The 18,580-nt window shown below is 51.4% G+C and carries 17 protein-coding genes; 16 read left to right on the top strand and 1 reads right to left on the bottom strand.

The genetic code is table 11. The annotated features are described in order from the left end of the window. Nucleotides 1–95 precede the first annotated feature (95 nt). The 10 genes from pyk (at nt 96) to coaE (ending at nt 12,912) form a co-directional block, all read left to right on the top strand. Complete coding sequence (pyk, locus tag KNP02_RS00965; RefSeq protein ID WP_214706354.1) at nt 96–1,838, top strand: pyruvate kinase; 1,743 nt, start codon at nt 96–98, stop codon at nt 1,836–1,838. A 66-nt stretch (nt 1,839–1,904) separates the two neighbouring features. Continuing rightward, complete coding sequence (locus KNP02_RS00960; RefSeq protein WP_138859195.1) at nt 1,905–2,369, top strand: DUF441 domain-containing protein; 465 nt, start codon at nt 1,905–1,907, stop codon at nt 2,367–2,369. A gap of 185 nt (nt 2,370–2,554) precedes the next feature. Next, entirely contained in the window at nt 2,555–3,667 is a 1,113-nt protein-coding gene (gene citZ / locus KNP02_RS00955) for a citrate synthase (RefSeq protein WP_214706352.1), read from the top strand. A gap of 118 nt (nt 3,668–3,785) precedes the next feature. After that, nucleotides 3,786–5,054 (top strand): NADP-dependent isocitrate dehydrogenase, encoded by a 1,269-nt coding sequence (gene icd / locus KNP02_RS00950; protein WP_034779982.1) that lies wholly within the window; start codon nt 3,786–3,788, stop codon nt 5,052–5,054. Nucleotides 5,055–5,084: 30 nt separating this feature from the next. Then, nucleotides 5,085–6,020, top strand: a complete 936-nt coding sequence (gene mdh, locus KNP02_RS00945; RefSeq protein WP_214706350.1) for a malate dehydrogenase — start codon at nt 5,085–5,087, stop codon at nt 6,018–6,020. Nucleotides 6,021–6,215: 195 nt separating this feature from the next. Next, nucleotides 6,216–6,920 carry a response regulator transcription factor gene (locus KNP02_RS00940; RefSeq protein ID WP_214706348.1) on the top strand — a complete coding sequence of 235 codons (705 nt, stop codon included), beginning with the start codon at nt 6,216–6,218 and terminating at the stop codon, nt 6,918–6,920. Then, on the top strand, nt 6,917–8,644 hold the full coding sequence (gene pnpS / locus KNP02_RS00935) for a two-component system histidine kinase PnpS (RefSeq protein ID WP_214706346.1): 1,728 nt from the start codon (nt 6,917–6,919) through the stop codon (nt 8,642–8,644). Before KNP02_RS00940 ends, pnpS begins: the two co-directional genes overlap by 4 nt. Nucleotides 8,645–8,851: 207 nt before the next feature. Continuing rightward, a complete protein-coding gene (gene polA / locus KNP02_RS00930) occupies nt 8,852–11,449 on the top strand; it encodes a DNA polymerase I (protein WP_214706344.1) in 2,598 nt (865 codons plus the stop codon). A 20-nt stretch (nt 11,450–11,469) separates the two neighbouring features. Then, a complete protein-coding gene (gene mutM, locus KNP02_RS00925) occupies nt 11,470–12,294 on the top strand; it encodes a DNA-formamidopyrimidine glycosylase (RefSeq protein WP_138859199.1) in 825 nt (274 codons plus the stop codon). 12 nt (nt 12,295–12,306) lie between these two features. Then, nucleotides 12,307–12,912 (top strand): dephospho-CoA kinase, encoded by a 606-nt coding sequence (gene coaE, locus KNP02_RS00920; RefSeq protein WP_214706342.1) that lies wholly within the window; start codon nt 12,307–12,309, stop codon nt 12,910–12,912. A gap of 19 nt (nt 12,913–12,931) precedes the next feature. Here coaE and KNP02_RS00915 read toward each other — a convergent pair whose 3' ends face one another. Then, entirely contained in the window at nt 12,932–13,414 is a 483-nt protein-coding gene (locus KNP02_RS00915; RefSeq protein ID WP_214706334.1) for a hypothetical protein, read from the bottom strand. A 155-nt stretch (nt 13,415–13,569) separates the two neighbouring features. Here KNP02_RS00915 and KNP02_RS00910 point away from each other — a divergent pair, with 155 nt between their 5' ends. From KNP02_RS00910 to dnaI, 6 genes are all read left to right on the top strand, one after another. Then, a complete protein-coding gene (locus tag KNP02_RS00910) occupies nt 13,570–14,601 on the top strand; it encodes a glyceraldehyde-3-phosphate dehydrogenase (RefSeq protein WP_214706332.1) in 1,032 nt (343 codons plus the stop codon). A 231-nt stretch (nt 14,602–14,832) separates the two neighbouring features. After that, nucleotides 14,833–15,219 carry an adenosylmethionine decarboxylase gene (gene speD / locus KNP02_RS00905; RefSeq protein ID WP_029595188.1) on the top strand — a complete coding sequence of 129 codons (387 nt, stop codon included), beginning with the start codon at nt 14,833–14,835 and terminating at the stop codon, nt 15,217–15,219. A 111-nt stretch (nt 15,220–15,330) separates the two neighbouring features. Then, entirely contained in the window at nt 15,331–15,702 is a 372-nt protein-coding gene (locus tag KNP02_RS00900; protein ID WP_214706325.1) for a hypothetical protein, read from the top strand. 12 nt (nt 15,703–15,714) lie between these two features. After that, the gene (gene nrdR / locus KNP02_RS00895; RefSeq protein WP_021065634.1) at nt 15,715–16,182 is read left to right on the top strand and encodes a transcriptional regulator NrdR; all 468 of its coding nucleotides are present in this window, start codon (nt 15,715–15,717) and stop codon (nt 16,180–16,182) included. A 42-nt stretch (nt 16,183–16,224) separates the two neighbouring features. Then, nucleotides 16,225–17,577: a DnaD domain protein gene (locus KNP02_RS00890; RefSeq protein WP_034778203.1), complete on the top strand. Its 1,353-nt coding sequence runs from the start codon at nt 16,225–16,227 to the stop codon at nt 17,575–17,577. Between the two features lie 5 nt (nt 17,578–17,582). Further along, entirely contained in the window at nt 17,583–18,497 is a 915-nt protein-coding gene (dnaI, locus tag KNP02_RS00885) for a primosomal protein DnaI (RefSeq protein ID WP_029595191.1), read from the top strand. The last annotated feature ends 83 nt before the right edge of the window (nt 18,498–18,580 follow it).

Below are 18,580 nucleotides of genomic sequence, written 5' to 3'. Positions count from 1 at the left end.
CGAGTACCAGTGAACTCCACAGAGACGGGATCAGGTCGGTTGACCCCCCGTTTTCTGTGTGTAAATGTAATACATCCCCTAGGAGGTTTTTATTTATGCGTAGAACGAAAATTGTATGTACGATTGGACCAGCTTCAGAGAAACGTCTTCCGGAAATGATTGAAGCCGGTATGAACGTCGCCCGTCTCAACTTCTCACACGGTGACTATGAAGAGCACGGCGCACGTATCCGCGACATCCGCGAAGCAGCAAAAGCTGCCGGCAAAGTCGTGACGGTTCTTCTTGACACAAAAGGTCCTGAAATCCGTACACATACGTTTGAAGACGGAAAAGCACTCCTCGAAAAAGGCAAAGAAGTCATCGTCGTCTCGACAGAAGAAATCGTCGGAACGAAAGATCGTTTCTCGGTCACGTACGAAGGTCTCTACGAAGACGTTGAAGTTGGGTCACGCATCATGCTCGATGACGGACTCATCGGTCTCCTTGTCGTTGAGAAGCTCCCGAACCGTGATCTTCGCTGCGTCATCGAAAACGAAGGCGTTATCAAGACGAAGAAAGGTGTCAACTTGCCTAACGTCAAGGTAAACCTTCCTGCCCTTACAGACAAAGACATCGCTGACATCGAGTTCGGGATTTCACAAGACATCGATGTCATCGCGGCATCGTTCGTCCGCCGTGCGTCTGACGTCGTTGAGATTCGTCAACTTCTTGAACGCAACAACGCGTCACACATCAAAATCTATCCGAAAATCGAGAACCAAGAAGGTGTCGACAATATCGACGAAATCTTGGCGATTTCTGACGGTTTGATGGTCGCTCGTGGTGACCTCGGAATCGAGATCCCAACGGAAGAAGTCACACCAGTTCAAAAAGAATTGATCAAGAAGTGTAACGACCTCGGGAAACCGGTCATCACGGCTACACAAATGCTTGATTCAATGCAACGCAACCCGCGTCCAACACGTGCGGAAGCATCTGACGTTGCCAACGCCATCCTCGATGGTACGGATGCGGTCATGCTTTCAGGTGAGACGGCAGCAGGGGACTACCCAATCGAGTCAGTTCAAATGCAAGCAGCAATCGCTGTTCGTACTGAGCAAATGCTCGACTACAAAAACTTGCTCAAAGATCGTCAGAAGCGCAGTGAGCACACGGTCACGGATGCAATCTCACAAGCGGTTGCCCACACGGCAATCAACTTGAACGCAAAAGCGATCTTGACACCGACACAATCAGGTTACACGGCTGCTCGTACAGCGAAGTATCGTCCAGAGGCGAACATCATCGCGGTCACAGAGTCAGAGCGTGTGGCACGTCAATTGAACCTCGTTTGGGGCGTGTACCCGATCGTCGCTGACACGATGCCGAACAACACGGATGAGATGTTGGTACAAGCTTCAGAAGCGGCTCGTCACGCTGGATTCGTCACAGATGGTGACCTCGTCGTCATCTCGGCAGGTATCCCGGCTGCGACTGCGGGTACGACAAACATGATGAAAGTTCATATCGTCGGTCACGCCCTCGCAAACGGACGCGGGATCGGTGAGCGCGGTCTCGTCGGTGAAGTCGTCATTGCGAACAATGCAGACGAAGCGAATGCGAAAGCGAAAGACGGCATGATCCTCGTCGCACCATTCACAGATAAAGAAATGATGCCAGCGATTGAAAAAGCGGCTGGAATCATCACTGAAGACGGCGGATTGACGAGCCATGCTGGTATCGTCGGGCCATCACTCCGTAAACCGGTCATCGTCGGTGTCGAATCAGCGACATCAACGTTCCGTGACGGACAGATGATTTCGATCGACCCACTTACTGGTAAAATCTACAACGCGTAATCGAATGCCAATCGAACCGACTCTCTCATGAGTCGGTTCTTTTTCCATTCAGAAAGAGAGTCTATGATGAGTGCGTATTTATTCTTATTGCTGCTCGTGTTGATCGGGGTTATCTCCCATAACCAGTCGGTCATCATCGCCAGCAGCGTCCTATTGATTATTAAAGCCGTTGGGTTCGGCGACCAACTGTTCCCGACGCTCGCCTCAAAAGGTATCCATTGGGGCGTGACGATTATCACGATTGCCGTGCTCGTCCCGATTGCGACCGGTGACATCGGGTTTAGGGAATTGTGGAATAGTATTAAAGGGCCGGTCGGCATCATCGCTTTCGGCTCAGGAATCTTCGTCGCGCTCGCCGCGGCCCAGGGCGTTCAACTGATGCGAATCGAACCAGTCGTGACGACGGCACTCCTCGCCGGTACCATCCTAGCCGTCGGTTTCATGAAAGGCGTGCCGGTTGGACCGCTGATTGGAGCCGGGATCGCCGCTTTGATTTTAGGTGGATTTAGCCTGTTAGAAAAATGGTTCTGACATTTTTTGACGGTTGGATACGCTTACATTTCTTTTTTTCAGTAAATTGTTTATACTAGATAAAGGACAGGGTGGAGCGAGCTCGAAACGGATTGGGGAAAGTGTTCGACTTCCCGCCCTTATTCCCTACACAACAGACTGTATGATGCGGTCGATCACTTTTAAAGACTGAGGGGGAGTTATTGATGTCAACGACAAAAGGATTAGAAGGAATTGTGGCAGCGGCCTCAAAAGTCAGTTCGATCATCGACGGACAATTGACTTACGGAGGATACACAATCGACGATTTGGCGGACCACGCCACTTTTGAAGAGGTTGTTTTCCTATTATGGAACGACCGTCTTCCAAAAGCAGATGAATTAACTGAGCTCTCTGAAGCGCTCGTGAAAGAAGCCAAATTACCAGAAGAAGTCATCGCGACGCTCGAACGGGCGCCGAAATCGGCCAATGCGATGGCGACGATTCGGACGGCCCTTTCACAGCTCGCGCTTTATGATGAAGAGGCTGAAGATATGAGTACAGAAGCGAACATGCGCAAAGCGATTCGTCTCCAAGCTCAAATTGCGACGATTGTAACGGCGTTCGCTCGTCTTCGTAAAGGCGAACAACCGGTTGCGCCGAAACCTGGCTTGTCGTATGCGGCCAATTTCCAATACATGTTGAACGGAGAAGAACCAAGTGAGGTAGCCGAGAAGACGATTGATAAGGCACTCATCCTTCACGCCGACCATGAATTGAACGCTTCGACGTTCACGGCCCGCGTCTGCGTTGCCACGTTGTCTGATATTTACTCAGGCGTGACGGCAGCGATGGGAGCGCTCAAAGGCCCGCTTCACGGCGGTGCGAATGAGGCGGTCATGAAAATGCTCCACGAGATTGGTTCGGTCGACAAAGTCGAAGACTACGTTCGCGGCAAGTTCGAGCGTCGTGAAAAAATCATGGGCTTCGGTCACCGTGTCTATAAGGACGGCGACCCGCGTGCGAAACATTTGAAAGAGATGAGCCGCCAACTGACGGCCCAAATCGGCGAGCCGGAATGGTACGAGATGTCTGAGAAGATCGATCACCTCGTCGAGACAGAGAAAGGCTTGAAGCCGAACGTTGATTTCTACTCAGCATCGACTTATTATGCGCTTGGTCTCGATGAAGAGTTGTTCACACCGATTTTCGCCGTCTCACGCATGTCGGGCTGGATCGCCCACATTCTCGAACAGTATGCGGACAACCGCTTGATCCGTCCACGCGCTGAGTACGTTGGCGAGACGAACCGCTCATACGTCCCGGTGAATGAGCGTTAATTGACGCGACACGAGAAGATCGAGTCACAATTTAGACATAAACTTTGGTAAACTAACAATTGACGTAGGTCGGCGTTCGCGTCGGCCTACATAAATGTACTTAGGGGGATTCATTATGTTGACACAAAACGAAAAAATAACAGTTGAAAACGGTGTATTAAACGTACCGAACGTACCGACGATTCCATTTATCATCGGTGACGGCACAGGACCAGACATCTGGAACGCATCGGTGCGCGTCTTTGATGCGGCTGTCGAAAAAGCATACGGCGGCGAGAAGAAAATCGAATGGATGGAAGTGTACGCTGGGGAGAAGGCTTTCAACCAAAAAGGCGAATGGCTTCCAAACGAGACACTCGATCAAATCCGTGAATATTTGATTGCCATCAAAGGTCCATTGACGACACCGGTCGGCGGAGGAATCCGTTCACTCAACGTAGCACTCCGTCAAGAACTTGACTTGTACACGTGCTTGCGTCCGGTCCGTTACTTCACAGGCGTCCCATCACCGGTCAAGCGCCCAGAAGATACAGACATGGTCATTTTCCGTGAAAACACAGAAGATATCTACGCTGGGATTGAGTACGCGTCAGGCAGCGACGAAGTGAAAAAATTGATCTCATTCTTAAAAGAAGAGATGAACGTCAACAAAATACGTTTCCCAGAAACGTCTGGAATCGGCATCAAACCGATCTCGTCTGAAGGAACAAAACGCCTTGTTCGCGCGGCTCTCGAGTACGCGATCGCGAACAACCGTAAATCGCTCACGCTCGTCCATAAAGGGAACATCATGAAGTTCACAGAAGGCGCCTTCAAAAACTGGGGCTATGAGCTCGCAGAAGAAGAATACGGCGACAAAGTCTTCACATGGGCACAGTACGACCGCATCAAAGAAGAGTCAGGCGAAGCGGCTGCAAACGAAGCTCAATCGAAAGCAGAAGCGGAAGGCAAAATCATCGTAAAAGATTCGATCGCCGATATCTTCTTGCAACAGATTTTGACACGTCCACGTGAATTCGATGTCGTGGCAACGATGAACTTAAACGGGGACTACATCTCGGATGCACTCGCTGCCCAAGTCGGCGGAATCGGGATCGCGCCAGGAGCGAACATCAACTACGTGACGGGCCATGCGATTTTTGAGGCGACACACGGTACGGCACCAAAATATGCAGGTCTTGACAAGGTCAACCCGTCATCAGTCATCTTGTCAGGTGAGATGATGCTTCGTCACATGAACTGGAACGAAGCGGCTGACCTCATCATCAACTCGATGGAGAAGACGATTGCCTCGAAAGTCGTCACATACGATTTCGCCCGCCTTATGGACGGCGCGACAGAAGTGAAGTGTTCAGAGTTTGCAGATGAACTAATCAAAAACATGTAATTCATCAGTTAAACCAAGGGGGAGAGCACAATGATTCGTCGCAATAAAATCTCGGTGATCGGTAGCGGATTCACGGGGGCCACGACGGCACTGTATTTGGCTCAAAAAGAACTCGGTAACGTCGTGCTGCTCGATATCAAAGAGAACGAGAACCCGACGAAAGGGAAAGCGCTCGATATGCAAGAGACGGCGCCGATTCAAGGGTTTGACTCGTGGATTACAGGGACGTCGGACTATACCGAAACGGCGGACTCGGATATCGTCGTCATCACAGCGGGAATCGCGCGCAAGCCAGGCATGAGCCGGGACGACCTCGTCTCGACGAACGCCAAAGTGATGCGGGCGGTCACGAAAGAAGTGGCCCGTTACTCACCGAATGCGATTATCATCGTCTTGACGAACCCGGTCGACGCGATGACGTATGCCGCCTTCAAAGAGTCAGGCTTCCCGAAAGAGCGCGTGATTGGTCAATCTGGCGTGCTTGATACGGCCCGGTTCCGGACGTTCGTCGCTGCGGAGTTGAATATCTCCGTGAAGGACGTCTCTGGATTCGTGCTCGGCGGGCACGGGGATGACATGGTCCCGCTCATTCGTTACTCGTACGCGGGAGGCATCCCACTCGAGAAGCTATTGCCGAGCGACCGAATCGATGCGATCGTCAATCGGACCCGTAAAGGTGGCGGCGAAATCGTCCAGCTGCTCGGGAACGGATCGGCCTACTATGCGCCGGCAGCGGCCATCGTCGAGATGGTCGAAGCGATCTTGAAAGATCAACGACGTATTTTACCGGCCATCGCGTATCTCGACGGTGAGTACGGCTTCCACGACTTGTATCTCGGTGTCCCGACGATACTTGGCGCGAACGGGATTGAACGTGTGCTCGAACTTGAATTGACGGAAGAGGAGACGGCCGCGCTTGAGCGCTCGGCTGAATCGGTCCGCTCCGTCTTGAACGTCCTTAACTGATTCGTCACCTCGTCTGCTGAGCAGGCGAGGTTTTTTGTACGCTTGGTTTTTGAGGGTCGCGTGCTACACTGAAAGAAGAACGTGGATTTGTTTTGTTTTTGTAAAGATTTGCTTTGATGTTGGTCGGACGTGACATTGATTTGTAAAATAGGTAGTGTACGTGACAGAACAGATAGATTAGAGGAGGAACTAAGCGTGGCCGAAAAAGTGATTGTTGTCGATGACGAGGTTTCGATTGCGACGTTATTGAAATTCAATTTGGAGCAAGCCGGTTTTGAGGTTGAGACGGCCCATGATGGGAAGACCGGTCTCGAACTCGCCGAGAAGCAGGATGCGGTATTGATCGTCCTCGATTTGATGTTGCCCGAGATGGATGGTCTCGAAGTTTGTAAGCGACTCCGCCAACAGAAAGTGAATACGCCGATCCTGATGTTGACGGCAAAAGACGATGAGTTCGATAAAGTGCTCGGACTCGAACTAGGGGCAGATGATTATTTGACGAAACCGTTCAGTCCGCGTGAAGTCGTGGCCCGGGTCAAAGCGATCTTACGGCGTTCGGCTCCACAAGAGGTGCCGGCGGTGGACGCGGACGTCATTGAAATCGGCGACGTAAAAATTATCGCTTCGAACTATGAAGTGTTCAAAAACGGGGAGCGGCTTGAGTTGACCCCAAAAGAGTTCGAACTGTTGGCTTATCTGGCTAAAAACAAAGGCCGTGTCTTGACGCGTGATCAACTCTTATCGGCTATTTGGAATTACGACTTCGTCGGCGATACGCGCATCGTTGATGTCCATATTAGCCACCTTCGGGAAAAGATTGAACCGATGACGAAAAAACCGACATATATCAAAACGATTCGCGGTCTCGGCTATAAGATGGAAGAGCCGATGCCCGAATGAAGACGTACCGCTCGCGTTTTTTGACGACGCTCATCCTGCTCGTGACGGGCGTCTTGTTGACCCTCGGGATTGTGCTTGGTCAATTGTTCAAAGACTTCTATTTGGACTCCGAACGCGATCGTTTGAAAGAGGACACGGAGCTCGCCGCCTTATATTTAGAAGGGGGCGACCTCGAGGCGATTCAAGACTATGTCCGGCAAATCGATGACGAGAGTAGTTTTGACATTCTGCTCCTCAATCGCCGGATGGAAGTGATCGCCGGGACACCGTTTCGGGTCGGTTCGTTCGATTTTCGGATGGACGCTGCTTCAATCCCAGACGACGGGACGTTTGGGAACGAGACGCGTGAGGATTTGATTCAGTTCACAAAACCGATCGAACTCTCCTCGGGTGATACGGTGTATCTCAGTTTCATCCGCTACGTCTCTGATCTAGAAGGGGTGTATGACCGGATTTGGCTGACGATTGCCTTGGCCTTGATTTTCTCATTCTTCTTGATTTTGTTCGTGTTGCATAATTTGACGAATCAGTTTATCCGACCGATCGATGAGGCGACAATCGTGTTACGTGAACTTGCCGACGGAAACTATCGGGCCCGTGTGTACGAATTGCGCAATGATGAAGAAACGGGCAGTCTGGCCGGGTCGATCAACGTTCTCGCCCGTAACTTGGAGACGATCTCACTTGGTGAATCCGTGCAACGGGCAAGGCTCGAGTCACTCATCGAATACATGGGGGCAGGGTTGCTTTTGGTCGACGAACGTGGCATCGTGACGCTCGTCAACCGCTCGTATCGTGACATGTTCCAATACGACGACTTGATGATTGGTCAATTTTATCACGGCATTTTACCGAGTCCGGACGTCGAGACGTTGATCGAGGACGTCTATTTGACCGAAGAGCCCCACCGCCGTCAATTGTCGATTCGAACTGGATTCAACCAAAAGACGTATATGGTGTCGGCCGCACCGATCTTCAGTGATACAGGCATGTTGCGCGGGACGACGCTCCTGTTTAACGATATTTCTGAATTGAAACGACTCGAGAAGATGCGGAAAGATTTCGTCGCGAACGTCAGCCATGAGTTGAAGACGCCGCTCACATCGATCCGAGGTTTCAGTGAGACACTCCTTGACGGGGCAAAAGAAGTGCCCGAGTTGCGCGATCAATTTTTGGATATCATTCAAAAAGAAGCGACGCGCATGCAGATGCTCGTTGAAGACTTACTCGAGCTGTCACGGCTTGAACGTGAAGATTTCCATTTGGACTTCACCCCGGTCCAGCTCAATCAGCTCGTTGAGGAAGTGTGTCTCGTGTTGAGCCAGAAAGCGGAAGGCAAATCGATTCACTTGGAGTCGCGCCACGACGGGGAAGTCGTCTTGCAGGCGGACATGAACCGAATCAAGCAAGTCATCTTGAACCTTGTCGCCAACGCCATCAACTACTCGCCGGAAGGCAGCCGTGTCGAAATCGCGGTCGAAAAGAGAACGGACGGATCATATTTGATTGTCAAAGACAACGGGATTGGCATCGCGCCGAAAGAAGTGAGCCGAATCTTTGAACGATTCTACCGGGTCGATAAAGCACGGAGCCGGAACTCCGGCGGGACAGGTCTCGGCCTTGCCATCGTCAAACATATCATCGACCTTCATCACGCGACGATTCACGTGGATAGTGTCGAAGGTGCTGGGACAACGTTCACAATCAAATTCCCAATCACTTAACATGGAATTCATGTCGGGTTCATACCGGCTTTACAAAGCGATGCTACTCTATAGATGAGACCTCTTCATCATCTCGTGTCCCGGCCGGTGCTCATCTCCACTCGGTCAGGAAGATTGACCCTTTTCTAGCTACTAGAAAAGGGTCTTTTTTTTCGAACGCATGTGCCCGTATGATATGATGGAATCAGATAGAATGGAGGTTGACCAATGAATAAACTACTACTTCTTGATGGAAACTCACTCACATATCGTGCGTTTTTCGCGCTGCCTCCGATGACGGATGCGAGCGGTCGAAATACGAACGCCGTGTACGGGTTCACCATGATGTTGTTAAAATTGATGGAAGACGAGCAACCGACGCATTTCGCGGTCGCATTTGATGCGTCGAAGAAGACGTTCCGGCACGACACGTATGCTGACTATAAGGGGGGACGGCAGAAGACCCCAGGGGAACTCCGGGAACAGTTCCCAATCGTCCGTGAGATTTGTGAGGCGTTCGGGATCAAAGTGCTCGAACTCGACCAGTACGAGGCCGACGATATTATCGGGACGCTCTCAAAAAATGAGGCGTTCGATCAAGTGACGGTCGTCACCGGGGATAAAGATTTACTGCAACTGATTGACGATCGCGTCACAGTCTATTTGACGAAACGTGGGATCACCGATGTGGAGACGATGGACGCGGCGGCGTTCAAAGAGCGCTATGACGGTCTCACCCCGCTTCAAATGATCGATTTGAAAGGCTTAATGGGGGATAAGTCCGATAATATCCCCGGAATCCCGGGGGTTGGTGAGAAGACGGCGCTTAAACTGCTCACGGCTTACGGATCTGTCGAAGGACTATATGAACATACACATGAATTAAAAGGGAAACAAAAAGAGAAAGTCGAGGCGAACGAGCGGGAAGCACGCATGTCGAAACAATTGGCGACGATCTATACGGACGTCCCAATCGATATAAGCATGGACGACCTTACGTTCCATCCGTATGACGCCGGAAAAGTGAAGCCGTTGTTCATGAGCCTTCAGTTCAAATCGCTTCTGAGCAAACTGAACCTTGAAGCGTCGAGCGAGGAAGCGGTCGAAGCGCGTGAGGTGAATCATATCGCGATTGACGAGCAAGATTTGACAGAAGCGGTCCTCATCCTCGAGCAACTCCGTGACGACTATTTCGAAGAACCGGTCATCGGTGTGGCCATCGCCTCGAAAGCCGGCGTGACGGTCGGCGATGTGTCGCTTTTAGACGTCCCGGCAGTACGAGACTGGTTGGCCGACGAGAACCGAGCCACGATTTGTCTCGATGCGAAACAGACGATCATTCAATTGAAGCGACATGGTGTGACGCTCCGAGGCTATGACGATTTGCTCGTCGCCGGATATTTGCTGAACCTGTCGGGCGGGACGACACTCGATTCGATTGCCGCTCATTTCGATTACACGTTACCGGAAGACGAGGCGGTTTATGGTAAGGGTGCGAAGCTGCACGTCCCGGAACAGGACGTGCTCGAGCAACATCTCGGAGAGAAGGCGATGGCGATCTTGACGCTGTTCGTAAACGTCGGCAAAGAACTCGACCAAAACGAACAGACGTCGCTGTATGAAGATTTGGAACGTCCGCTCGCCTCGGTGCTTGCAGAGATGGAGTGGGCCGGGATTCACGTCGACGTGGCGACGCTGAAAGTGATGGAAGACGATTTGCGGGAACGGTTGCTCCAACTCGAGGCGGAGATTCACAGTCTCGCCGGTGAGGAGTTCAACATCAACTCGCCGAAACAGCTCGGCGTCATCCTGTTCGAGAAGTTGGCGTTGCCACCGGTCAAAAAGACGAAGACCGGTTACTCGACGGCAGCGGACGTGCTCGAGAAACTCGCGCCGCTGCATCCGATCGTCGAACATATTATGCATTACCGTGAGCTCGGCAAGTTGCAATCGACATATGTCGAAGGCTTGCAAAAAGTCATCAAAGACGACGGGAAGATCCATACCCGCTATACGCAGACGTTGACGCAGACCGGACGGTTGTCCTCGGTCAACCCGAACTTACAGAACATCCCAATCCGCTTGGAAGAAGGGCGGCGCATTCGCAAGGCGTTCACCGCGAGTGAGGCCGACTGGATGCTGTATGCGGTCGACTATTCGCAAATCGAACTTCGGATTATGGCCCACATGTCGCAAGATGAGAAGATGCTCGAGGCGTTCCTCCATGATGAGGATATCCATACGTCGACGGCGGCCAACGTGTTCCGAGTCACCAAAGAAGAAGTGACATCGCTCATGCGTCGCCAAGCCAAAGCCGTCAACTTCGGCATCATTTACGGCATTAGCGACTATGGGCTGTCGCAAAACCTCGGCATTAGCCGAAAAGAAGCACAGACGTTCATCGATACGTATTTCGAGCAGTTCCCGGGTGTGAAACGGTTCATGGATGCCGCAATCGAACGGGCGCGGGAACACGGTTATGTTGAGACGATGCTGAAGCGTCGCCGCAATATCCCGGACATCCATTCCCGCAACTTCAACTTGCGCGGTTTTGCGGAACGTACAGCGATCAACACGCCGATTCAAGGGACGGCCGCCGATATTATCAAAAAAGCGATGATTGATGTCGACGTGGCACTTCGTGAGTCAGGACTTCAATCGAAGTTATTGCTTCAAGTCCACGATGAACTCATCTTTGAAGGACCTAAAGAAGAAATGGACTCGCTCGAGACGATCGTCAAACAAGCGATGGAACACACGGTCACCTTGGACGTGCCGCTCCGCGCAGACGGTTCGTTCGGTGAGACATGGTTCGACACGAAATAAAGACGAGAAAGGAAATCGATATGCCAGAATTACCAGAAGTGGAGACGGTCTGTCGCCGATTGCGGCCATTCGTCTCGGGAAAAACAATTGCAAATGTCGAGGTGCTCGACGCAAAAATCATTCGAGGTCACGAACCGGAGATTTGGAAACAACAGTTGCTCGACGAGACGATTCAAGACGTGGAGCGACGCGGCAAGTTCATTTTGTTCAAATTGACGAACGGCTATCTCGTTTCGCATCTGCGAATGGAAGGAAAATTCTTCCCGCATGACGAAATGGTCAGTCCGGTCAAGCATACGCATGTCGTCTTCACCTTCACGGACGGGACTACGCTTCATTATAACGATGTCAGGAAGTTCGGGACGATGGAGTTGAAGACGAATGAAGAGTTGTTTGTGACACCGCCATTGTCGCTGCTCGCCCTCGAACCGTTCGATCCTGAAGTGACAGCGGAGACGCTTCACAGCCGTCTGAAGCGGATGAACGTTCGTGCAATCAAGACGGCGCTGCTCGATCAATCGATTTTCGTCGGGCTCGGCAATATTTATGTCGATGAGACGTTATATCGGTCCGGTGTCCATCCGACCCGTCCGGCAGCGACACTCTCGCTTGACGAGGTCCGTCGGGTGCATCAAGAGGCTGTGGCCGTATTGACGGAAGCGATTGAACGAGGCGGAAGCACGATTCGGAGCTATACGAATCCGGATGGGGCGAGCGGGACGTATCAAGAGACACTGTACGTATATGGACAGACCGGGGAGCCATGTAAGCGATGCGGCCGACCGATTGAAAAGATGAAATTAGGCGGACGGGGCACACATTACTGTCCGCACTGCCAACAGTAAGAGGTGGACATGATGTTGAAGATTGGTTTGACAGGTGGAATTGCGACAGGGAAGTCGACCGTATCCAGACTGTTTCGAAAGCAGGGCATCCCGATCATCGACGCCGACAAAATGGCACGGATCGTCATCGAGCCAGGCGGCAAAGCGTTCGCGGGCGTCCGCGAGGCGTTCTCGCAATGTTTCACGGGCGACGAGTTGAACCGCCAGGCGCTCGGACGAGAAATCTTTCATGATGATGCCAAACGTCAGTTGCTGAATCAGCTCATGCATCCGGCCATCCGGGAAGAGATGCTCGAGGAGATGCGCGGATACGAGGCTGCAGGGGAGACGGTCGTCATATTCGATATCCCGCTCTTGTTCGAGGGAACGATGCGGGACCTCGTCGATTATACGGTCGTCGTCTATTGCCGTGAAGAGATTCAGCTGATGCGTCTCATGGAGCGCAACGGGTTGACGAAAGAAGAAGCGCTCGCTCGGATCCATGCGCAAATGCCGATCGAAGAGAAGAAACAACAGGCTGATTTTTTAATCAACAACAACGGTGCGTTAGGCGACTTGTCGGCCCAAGTGGTCCGCCTCGTCGAACAATTTGAAGACATGAAAAAAGAAGGCGACTGACGACGCCTTCTTTTTTTGTTCAGTTGAGTGGGTCTGAGTCAGGCTTCCCTTTTTTCCACGTGTCAAAGATGGCGCGTCCGTCGCTCGGATGGCCGTTCGAATAGTAAATCGGATAGAGTGAGAAAAAGACGTAATAAAACGAGAAGTAAGCAAATTGATAGGTCATAATTGAAGCCTCAATCAATTGAGTCGTAATCATACCGTTGATTATAAATATACTCCCTAAATTAAAAATGGCTCCACCGCCGTACACAAGCGTCCTTGTCAAACGATTACTATATTTCAAGTCGCTGAATTGGCACCAGGCGTCATAGAAGTAGACGCGGTTGAATTGCAGGCGCCCGACTTTGAACAATCTTTTCCCCGTCCCAATCTCCATGTCAAGCGAACCCCCGAACAGTTTCGCGAAGAAGAAGTGACCGAACTGGTGGATGATCGTCACAATCGGCAAAATAATAAAAAACGATACGATAAATTTATCTAAATCGGTCCAATCAAACATGCTGTTCTAACTCCTTTCAAAGCTCTACACCAAATTCCCCTCTTTTTTAAATATAAAACTGTGAAAAAGTGAAAGAAATGTGACGATTCATAGTGAAAACGCTTCCAATTTTCCGTTATAATGGTGTCGTAACGCAGAAAAAAGGGGGATTCAGAATGGGGACGAAAGTTGCAATCAATGGATTTGGTCGAATCGGCAGAATGGTATTTCGGAAGTTGATGCTCGAAGGGCGTCACGACGTGGTCGCCATCAATGCGAGTTATCCGGCGGAAACGCTCGCGCACTTGATCAAACACGACACGGTCCATGGACCGTTCGCACTGACAGTCCGAGCGCATGGGGATGCGCTCGAAGTCGATGGGAAACGGATCATGCTCGTATCTGAGCGAGACCCAGAGCGATTGCCGTGGGCTGAACTCGGTGTCGAGATTGTCATCGAGGCGACGGGGAAATTCAATTCAGATGTCGGGGCGAAAAAACATTTGACGGCCGGTGCGAAAAAAGTCATTTTGACGGCACCAGGAAAAGGCGAGTTGCGGACGATTGTCATGGGGGTGAACGATCGGGATTATTTACCGGAGCACGATCACGTCATTTCGAACGCCTCGTGTACGACGAACTGTCTCGGCCCGGTCGTCAAAGTATTGGATTCGACGTTCGGGATTGAAACGGGGCTCGTGACGACGGTGCATGCCTATACGAACGATCAAAACAATATCGACAATCCGCATAAAGATTTGCGTCGTGCCCGTGCTTGTGGCAGTTCCATTATACCGACTTCGACTGGTGCTGCGAAAGCCATCGGGCTCGTCTTGCCGGAACTTCAGGGCAAATTGAACGGGATGGCGCTACGAGTGCCGACGCCGAACGTCTCGCTCGTCGATCTCGTCGTCGAGTTGCGTCGAGATGTGACGGTCGATGAAGTGAATCAGGCGTTCGAGCGTGCTGCACACGGGGAAATGACGGGCGTTCTCGGCGTCTCGAACGAACCGCTCGTCTCGATCGACTTCAATGGAGATGAGCGTTCGTCAATCATTGATGCCGATTCGACGATGGTGCTCGGGGGCAATCATGTCAAAGTGCTCGCTTGGTACGACAACGAATGGGGCTATTCGTGCCGCGTCGTCGACTTGTTGGACATGGTCGCGAGCTACCTGCAAATCGGACAACAAGAAACCCACGTCTGAAAAAATATATTTATCTAAAAATATTTTTAAAGAATTGAAACAAATGTCTTGTAAGGACGTCCTAAACAAGATACACTCTAACTCGTGAACTTCAATTGGTCTGACAAACGCAACTTAAAGGGTTAGGACCTCTTAGGACTAACTTGCCCCCGTGGTTGTGGGCGATTCAGGCACAAAGTGAGTGATCATCAACTACTTTGAGACCATTGATGTAAAGGGGGATCCACTAATATGGATACTATGGGACGTCACATTATTACAGAACTTTGGGAGTGCAATCCCGACAAATTAAACGATATCGACTACATCGAGCGCTTGTTCGTCGATGCAGCACTTCGTTCGGGCGCTGAAGTCCGCGAAGTCGCTTTCCACAAATTTGCGCCGCACGGTGTAAGTGGAGTCGTTATCATTTCAGAATCACACTTAACGATTCACAGTTTCCCAGAGCATGGCTACGCATCAGTCGATGTGTTCACATGTGGGGATCGAATCGATCCAGCTACAGCCTCGCAATACATTGCAGAAGGCTTGGAAGCAAAAGTTCGTGAAGATGTGAAACTTGACCGTGGGATGGGACCGATTCGTGTTCCTGAAGCGCAAGTGGCAATCAGCAAATAATCAGACTGACCTTATGAGGCTGGCCGATTTTCGGTCAGCCCTTTTAATTGTTTTGTTAACCGCTTAATTTTGATATGCTTAACCTATATAAATAAGGTGTCGAGGTGGATAATGGGATTATTTGATAAGTTTCAAACACATGTCCAAACGGACGATTCGCATAAAAATGAGGCGTTACGGACGCGTTACGTGGCGGCATCGCCAAGCGCCGTGCTCACATGGCTCCGCGAACGGATTCAAGCAGAAGGTCAAACGGTTCGCCGGGTCGATGCAGACCGGGGCGAAGTGGCGTTTCATGGAGACGGATGGGACGCATTGGCGACCATCGTCCAAGTGGACGGCGGACGCACGGCCGTCGATTTTACATTGAACCGTGACCGGATGCTCGGACCAGACCTCGGTCAAATCGTCACCACATATTATGAGGCGCTATCCGTGAAGTTCCCGCTCCGCGCCATCGGGAATCAATCTGTCGAACGATAAGGAGGGCTGAGCATGCGTTGTCCTAAATGCGATCATAATGGAACGAGAGTGCTCGACTCCCGGCCAGTACAAGATTTCTATTCGATTCGTCGCCGTCGCGAATGCGAGGAGTGCGGCTATCGCTTTACCACGTTTGAAACGGTCGAACAGACACCGCTCATCATCGTCAAAAAAGACGGGAATCGGGAAGAGTTCAGCCGTGAGAAAGTGCTTCGCGGGATTATTCGGGCGTGCGAGAAACGTCCGGTCACGCTGGAGCAACTCGAAGGTGTGGTCACGAAAGTCGAACAACAGTTACGCGCCCTCGGCCAGTCCGAGATTCCGAGTGAACAGGTTGGGGAGCTCGTCATGAACGAGCTCGCGCGGGTCGACGAAGTGGCATACGTCCGCTTCGCGTCCGTCTATCGCCAGTTCAAAGATATCTCTGTGTTCTTTAAAGAACTAGAAGATTTAATGAAGCAAGAAAAATCGACCAACTAAACGGGCGGCCTGCTGGTCGCCTTTTTTCAAGGGAGACCTACCATGGAAAAAGAACGCATCCTGTACGGAACTGACGAACTGTTGATCATGAGCACCGGACTCATCGATCGCGAGTCGTATCAGTCGCTGTACCATTTGTATCAGCCGGTCATCGGAGTGAAGGCGCTCGCAATGTATCAGACGCTTTGGAGCGAGCTGAAGCCCGGGAAAATGAAATCGAACTATATGTCACACAGCGCGCTTTGTGAGATGCTCGATTACTCGATCAACGAGCTGACGGACTGTCTGTTCCGGCTCGAAGCGATCGGTCTCGTCCGGACGTATAAGACGAAAGACGAGCGCTTGACCCAGTACGTGTATCAACTGCGGGTCCCGCTCGCACCCCATACGTTCTTGAATGACGGGCTGTTGTCGAGTTTCCTCTTCTATAAAGTCGGGGAAGTCCGCTTCAAACAGTTACAAGGTCGATTCACGATTGATCCGTTGCCGGCCGGGATCATTGAAGTGACAAAAGACTTCAATGAAGTGTTCGACGTCAAAGGGGTCAATCATATGGCGTTCACACAAAAGAACTACGAGAAACCTGACCGCGCCAAAATCGAGATCAACTATACGTTCGATATGGAAATCGTCAAAAAGTTGACGAACTTCCCCGTCGGCTTCTTCACGAAGAAGCTCGATGAGACGATCACGAAGCTTGCCTACGTCTCCCAAATCGATGAAGAGACGATGGCCGAGATGTTGAAGGAGTACTTCGTCCACGAGGCGTATCTACCGCTCAGCGAGCAAGAGAAACGCGACGGCTGCCGTCAGATGGTGTTGCAGTTGAAGAAAAAACAGACGCGCCATCGGAAAGTGAAGTCGGATGAGACGGAGAAGGCAGAAATCGGTGATTTGCATGACGTGACTGTCATGGAAGAAGCGCATCCGCATCAGTACGTGTCGACGTTACGGAAGACGCCACAGTTGTCGAAGAGCGACGAGCAACTCATCATCGACCTCGTCGATACGCTCGGACTCGCGCCAAGTGTCATCAACGCGTTGTTCTATTACTGTATCGAAGTGAAGAAGCAGACTCGGCTCAGTGAGAACTACGTCATGCGAATCGCGACGAGTTGGAAGACGGCAGGCTATTTGAACGCCAAAGACGCGTTGGAACAAGAAGCGACGCAAGACGCGCTCATCGAGAAGAAACAGCAGAAGCGGGAGAACGTGCAACAGCGGACGACCGTCGGCTCGAGACGCAAAGACAAGACCGAGATGCCAAAATGGCTCGAGGACGAGGCGAAAGAGCAACGGACGTACGATCAAAAACGAAAACAAGAGCTCGAGGCATCGGTCCCAGACGACGCGGAACTCGTCAAGTTGTTAAATGAATTGAAAGAGAAAGGATGAGGGACATGGAACGCATCAATCAAACGCTCGCCCAAATGATGAACCGGAAAGAAGTGCGGGAAGCGTACGAATCGATTCGCCGGCGCACCCTCGAACATCCAGAAGTCGTCGCTTTTTTAAAGGCGCATCCGGAGTTAGACGAGACGGCGGTCGAGGTCGGCTTTACGAAGCTCAGTGAATATGCAGAACAGATGGACGGCAAGAAGCTCATCGAGGAGCAAGCCGTCATCCCGGGCCATCAGCCGGTGCTCTATGTCGACCTCGGTCAAATCGCGATTCGTTATGAAGAGACGGTCAAGCATCGTCAAGCACGGCGCCAAAAAGAGATGGACCGAAAGTTTAAGAGCTTATTCTTGCCGGAAGAAGTGCGAGAGGCGAGCTTTGAATCGTTCGACTGGTCGGATGACGCCCGTAAAATCGCACTCCGTGAATCGATGCGGTTCGTCTCGGGCATGAAGACCCGCCAAAAAGTGAACGGCCTGTACTTACACGGCAGCTTCGGGGTCGGGAAGACGTATTTGCTTGCGGCGATCGCCAACGAACTGAAAGTGGCGGACATCGAGACGATTCTCGTCCACGCCCCGGGATTCGTCTCGGAAGCGAAACGGAAGATCCGGACCGATTCGTTCGACTCATTTTTGACGTCGTTCCAACACGTACCGGTGTTACTGATCGATGACATCGGTGCCGAGGCGATCAGTCCGTGGGTACGCGATGAGCTGTTCGGGATCATCTTGCAATATCGCATGATGCATCGCTTACCGACACTTTACAGTTCGAACTTCAGCGGTGAAGAGCTCGAGACGCACTTCTCGATCGACGGTTCGCCGCAGAACAAAATGAAAGCCCAGCGGCTCATGCAGCGCATCTCGACGACGACGACACAAATCGAATTAAAAGGTGAGAACCGACGTCGGTAAAGGGATTGTATTTCTTGAACGAGTTGACTATACTAATAATCATATAACCGATGCATCGAAGAGGACATGAGACGTCGTCACGG

Origin of the sequence: Exiguobacterium sp. s40, assembly GCF_018617905.1 — a bacterium.
In the GTDB taxonomy this organism is placed as follows: domain Bacteria; phylum Bacillota; class Bacilli; order Exiguobacteriales; family Exiguobacteriaceae; genus Exiguobacterium; species Exiguobacterium mexicanum_A.
This window is presented reverse-complemented; position numbering and strand designations above follow the sequence as displayed.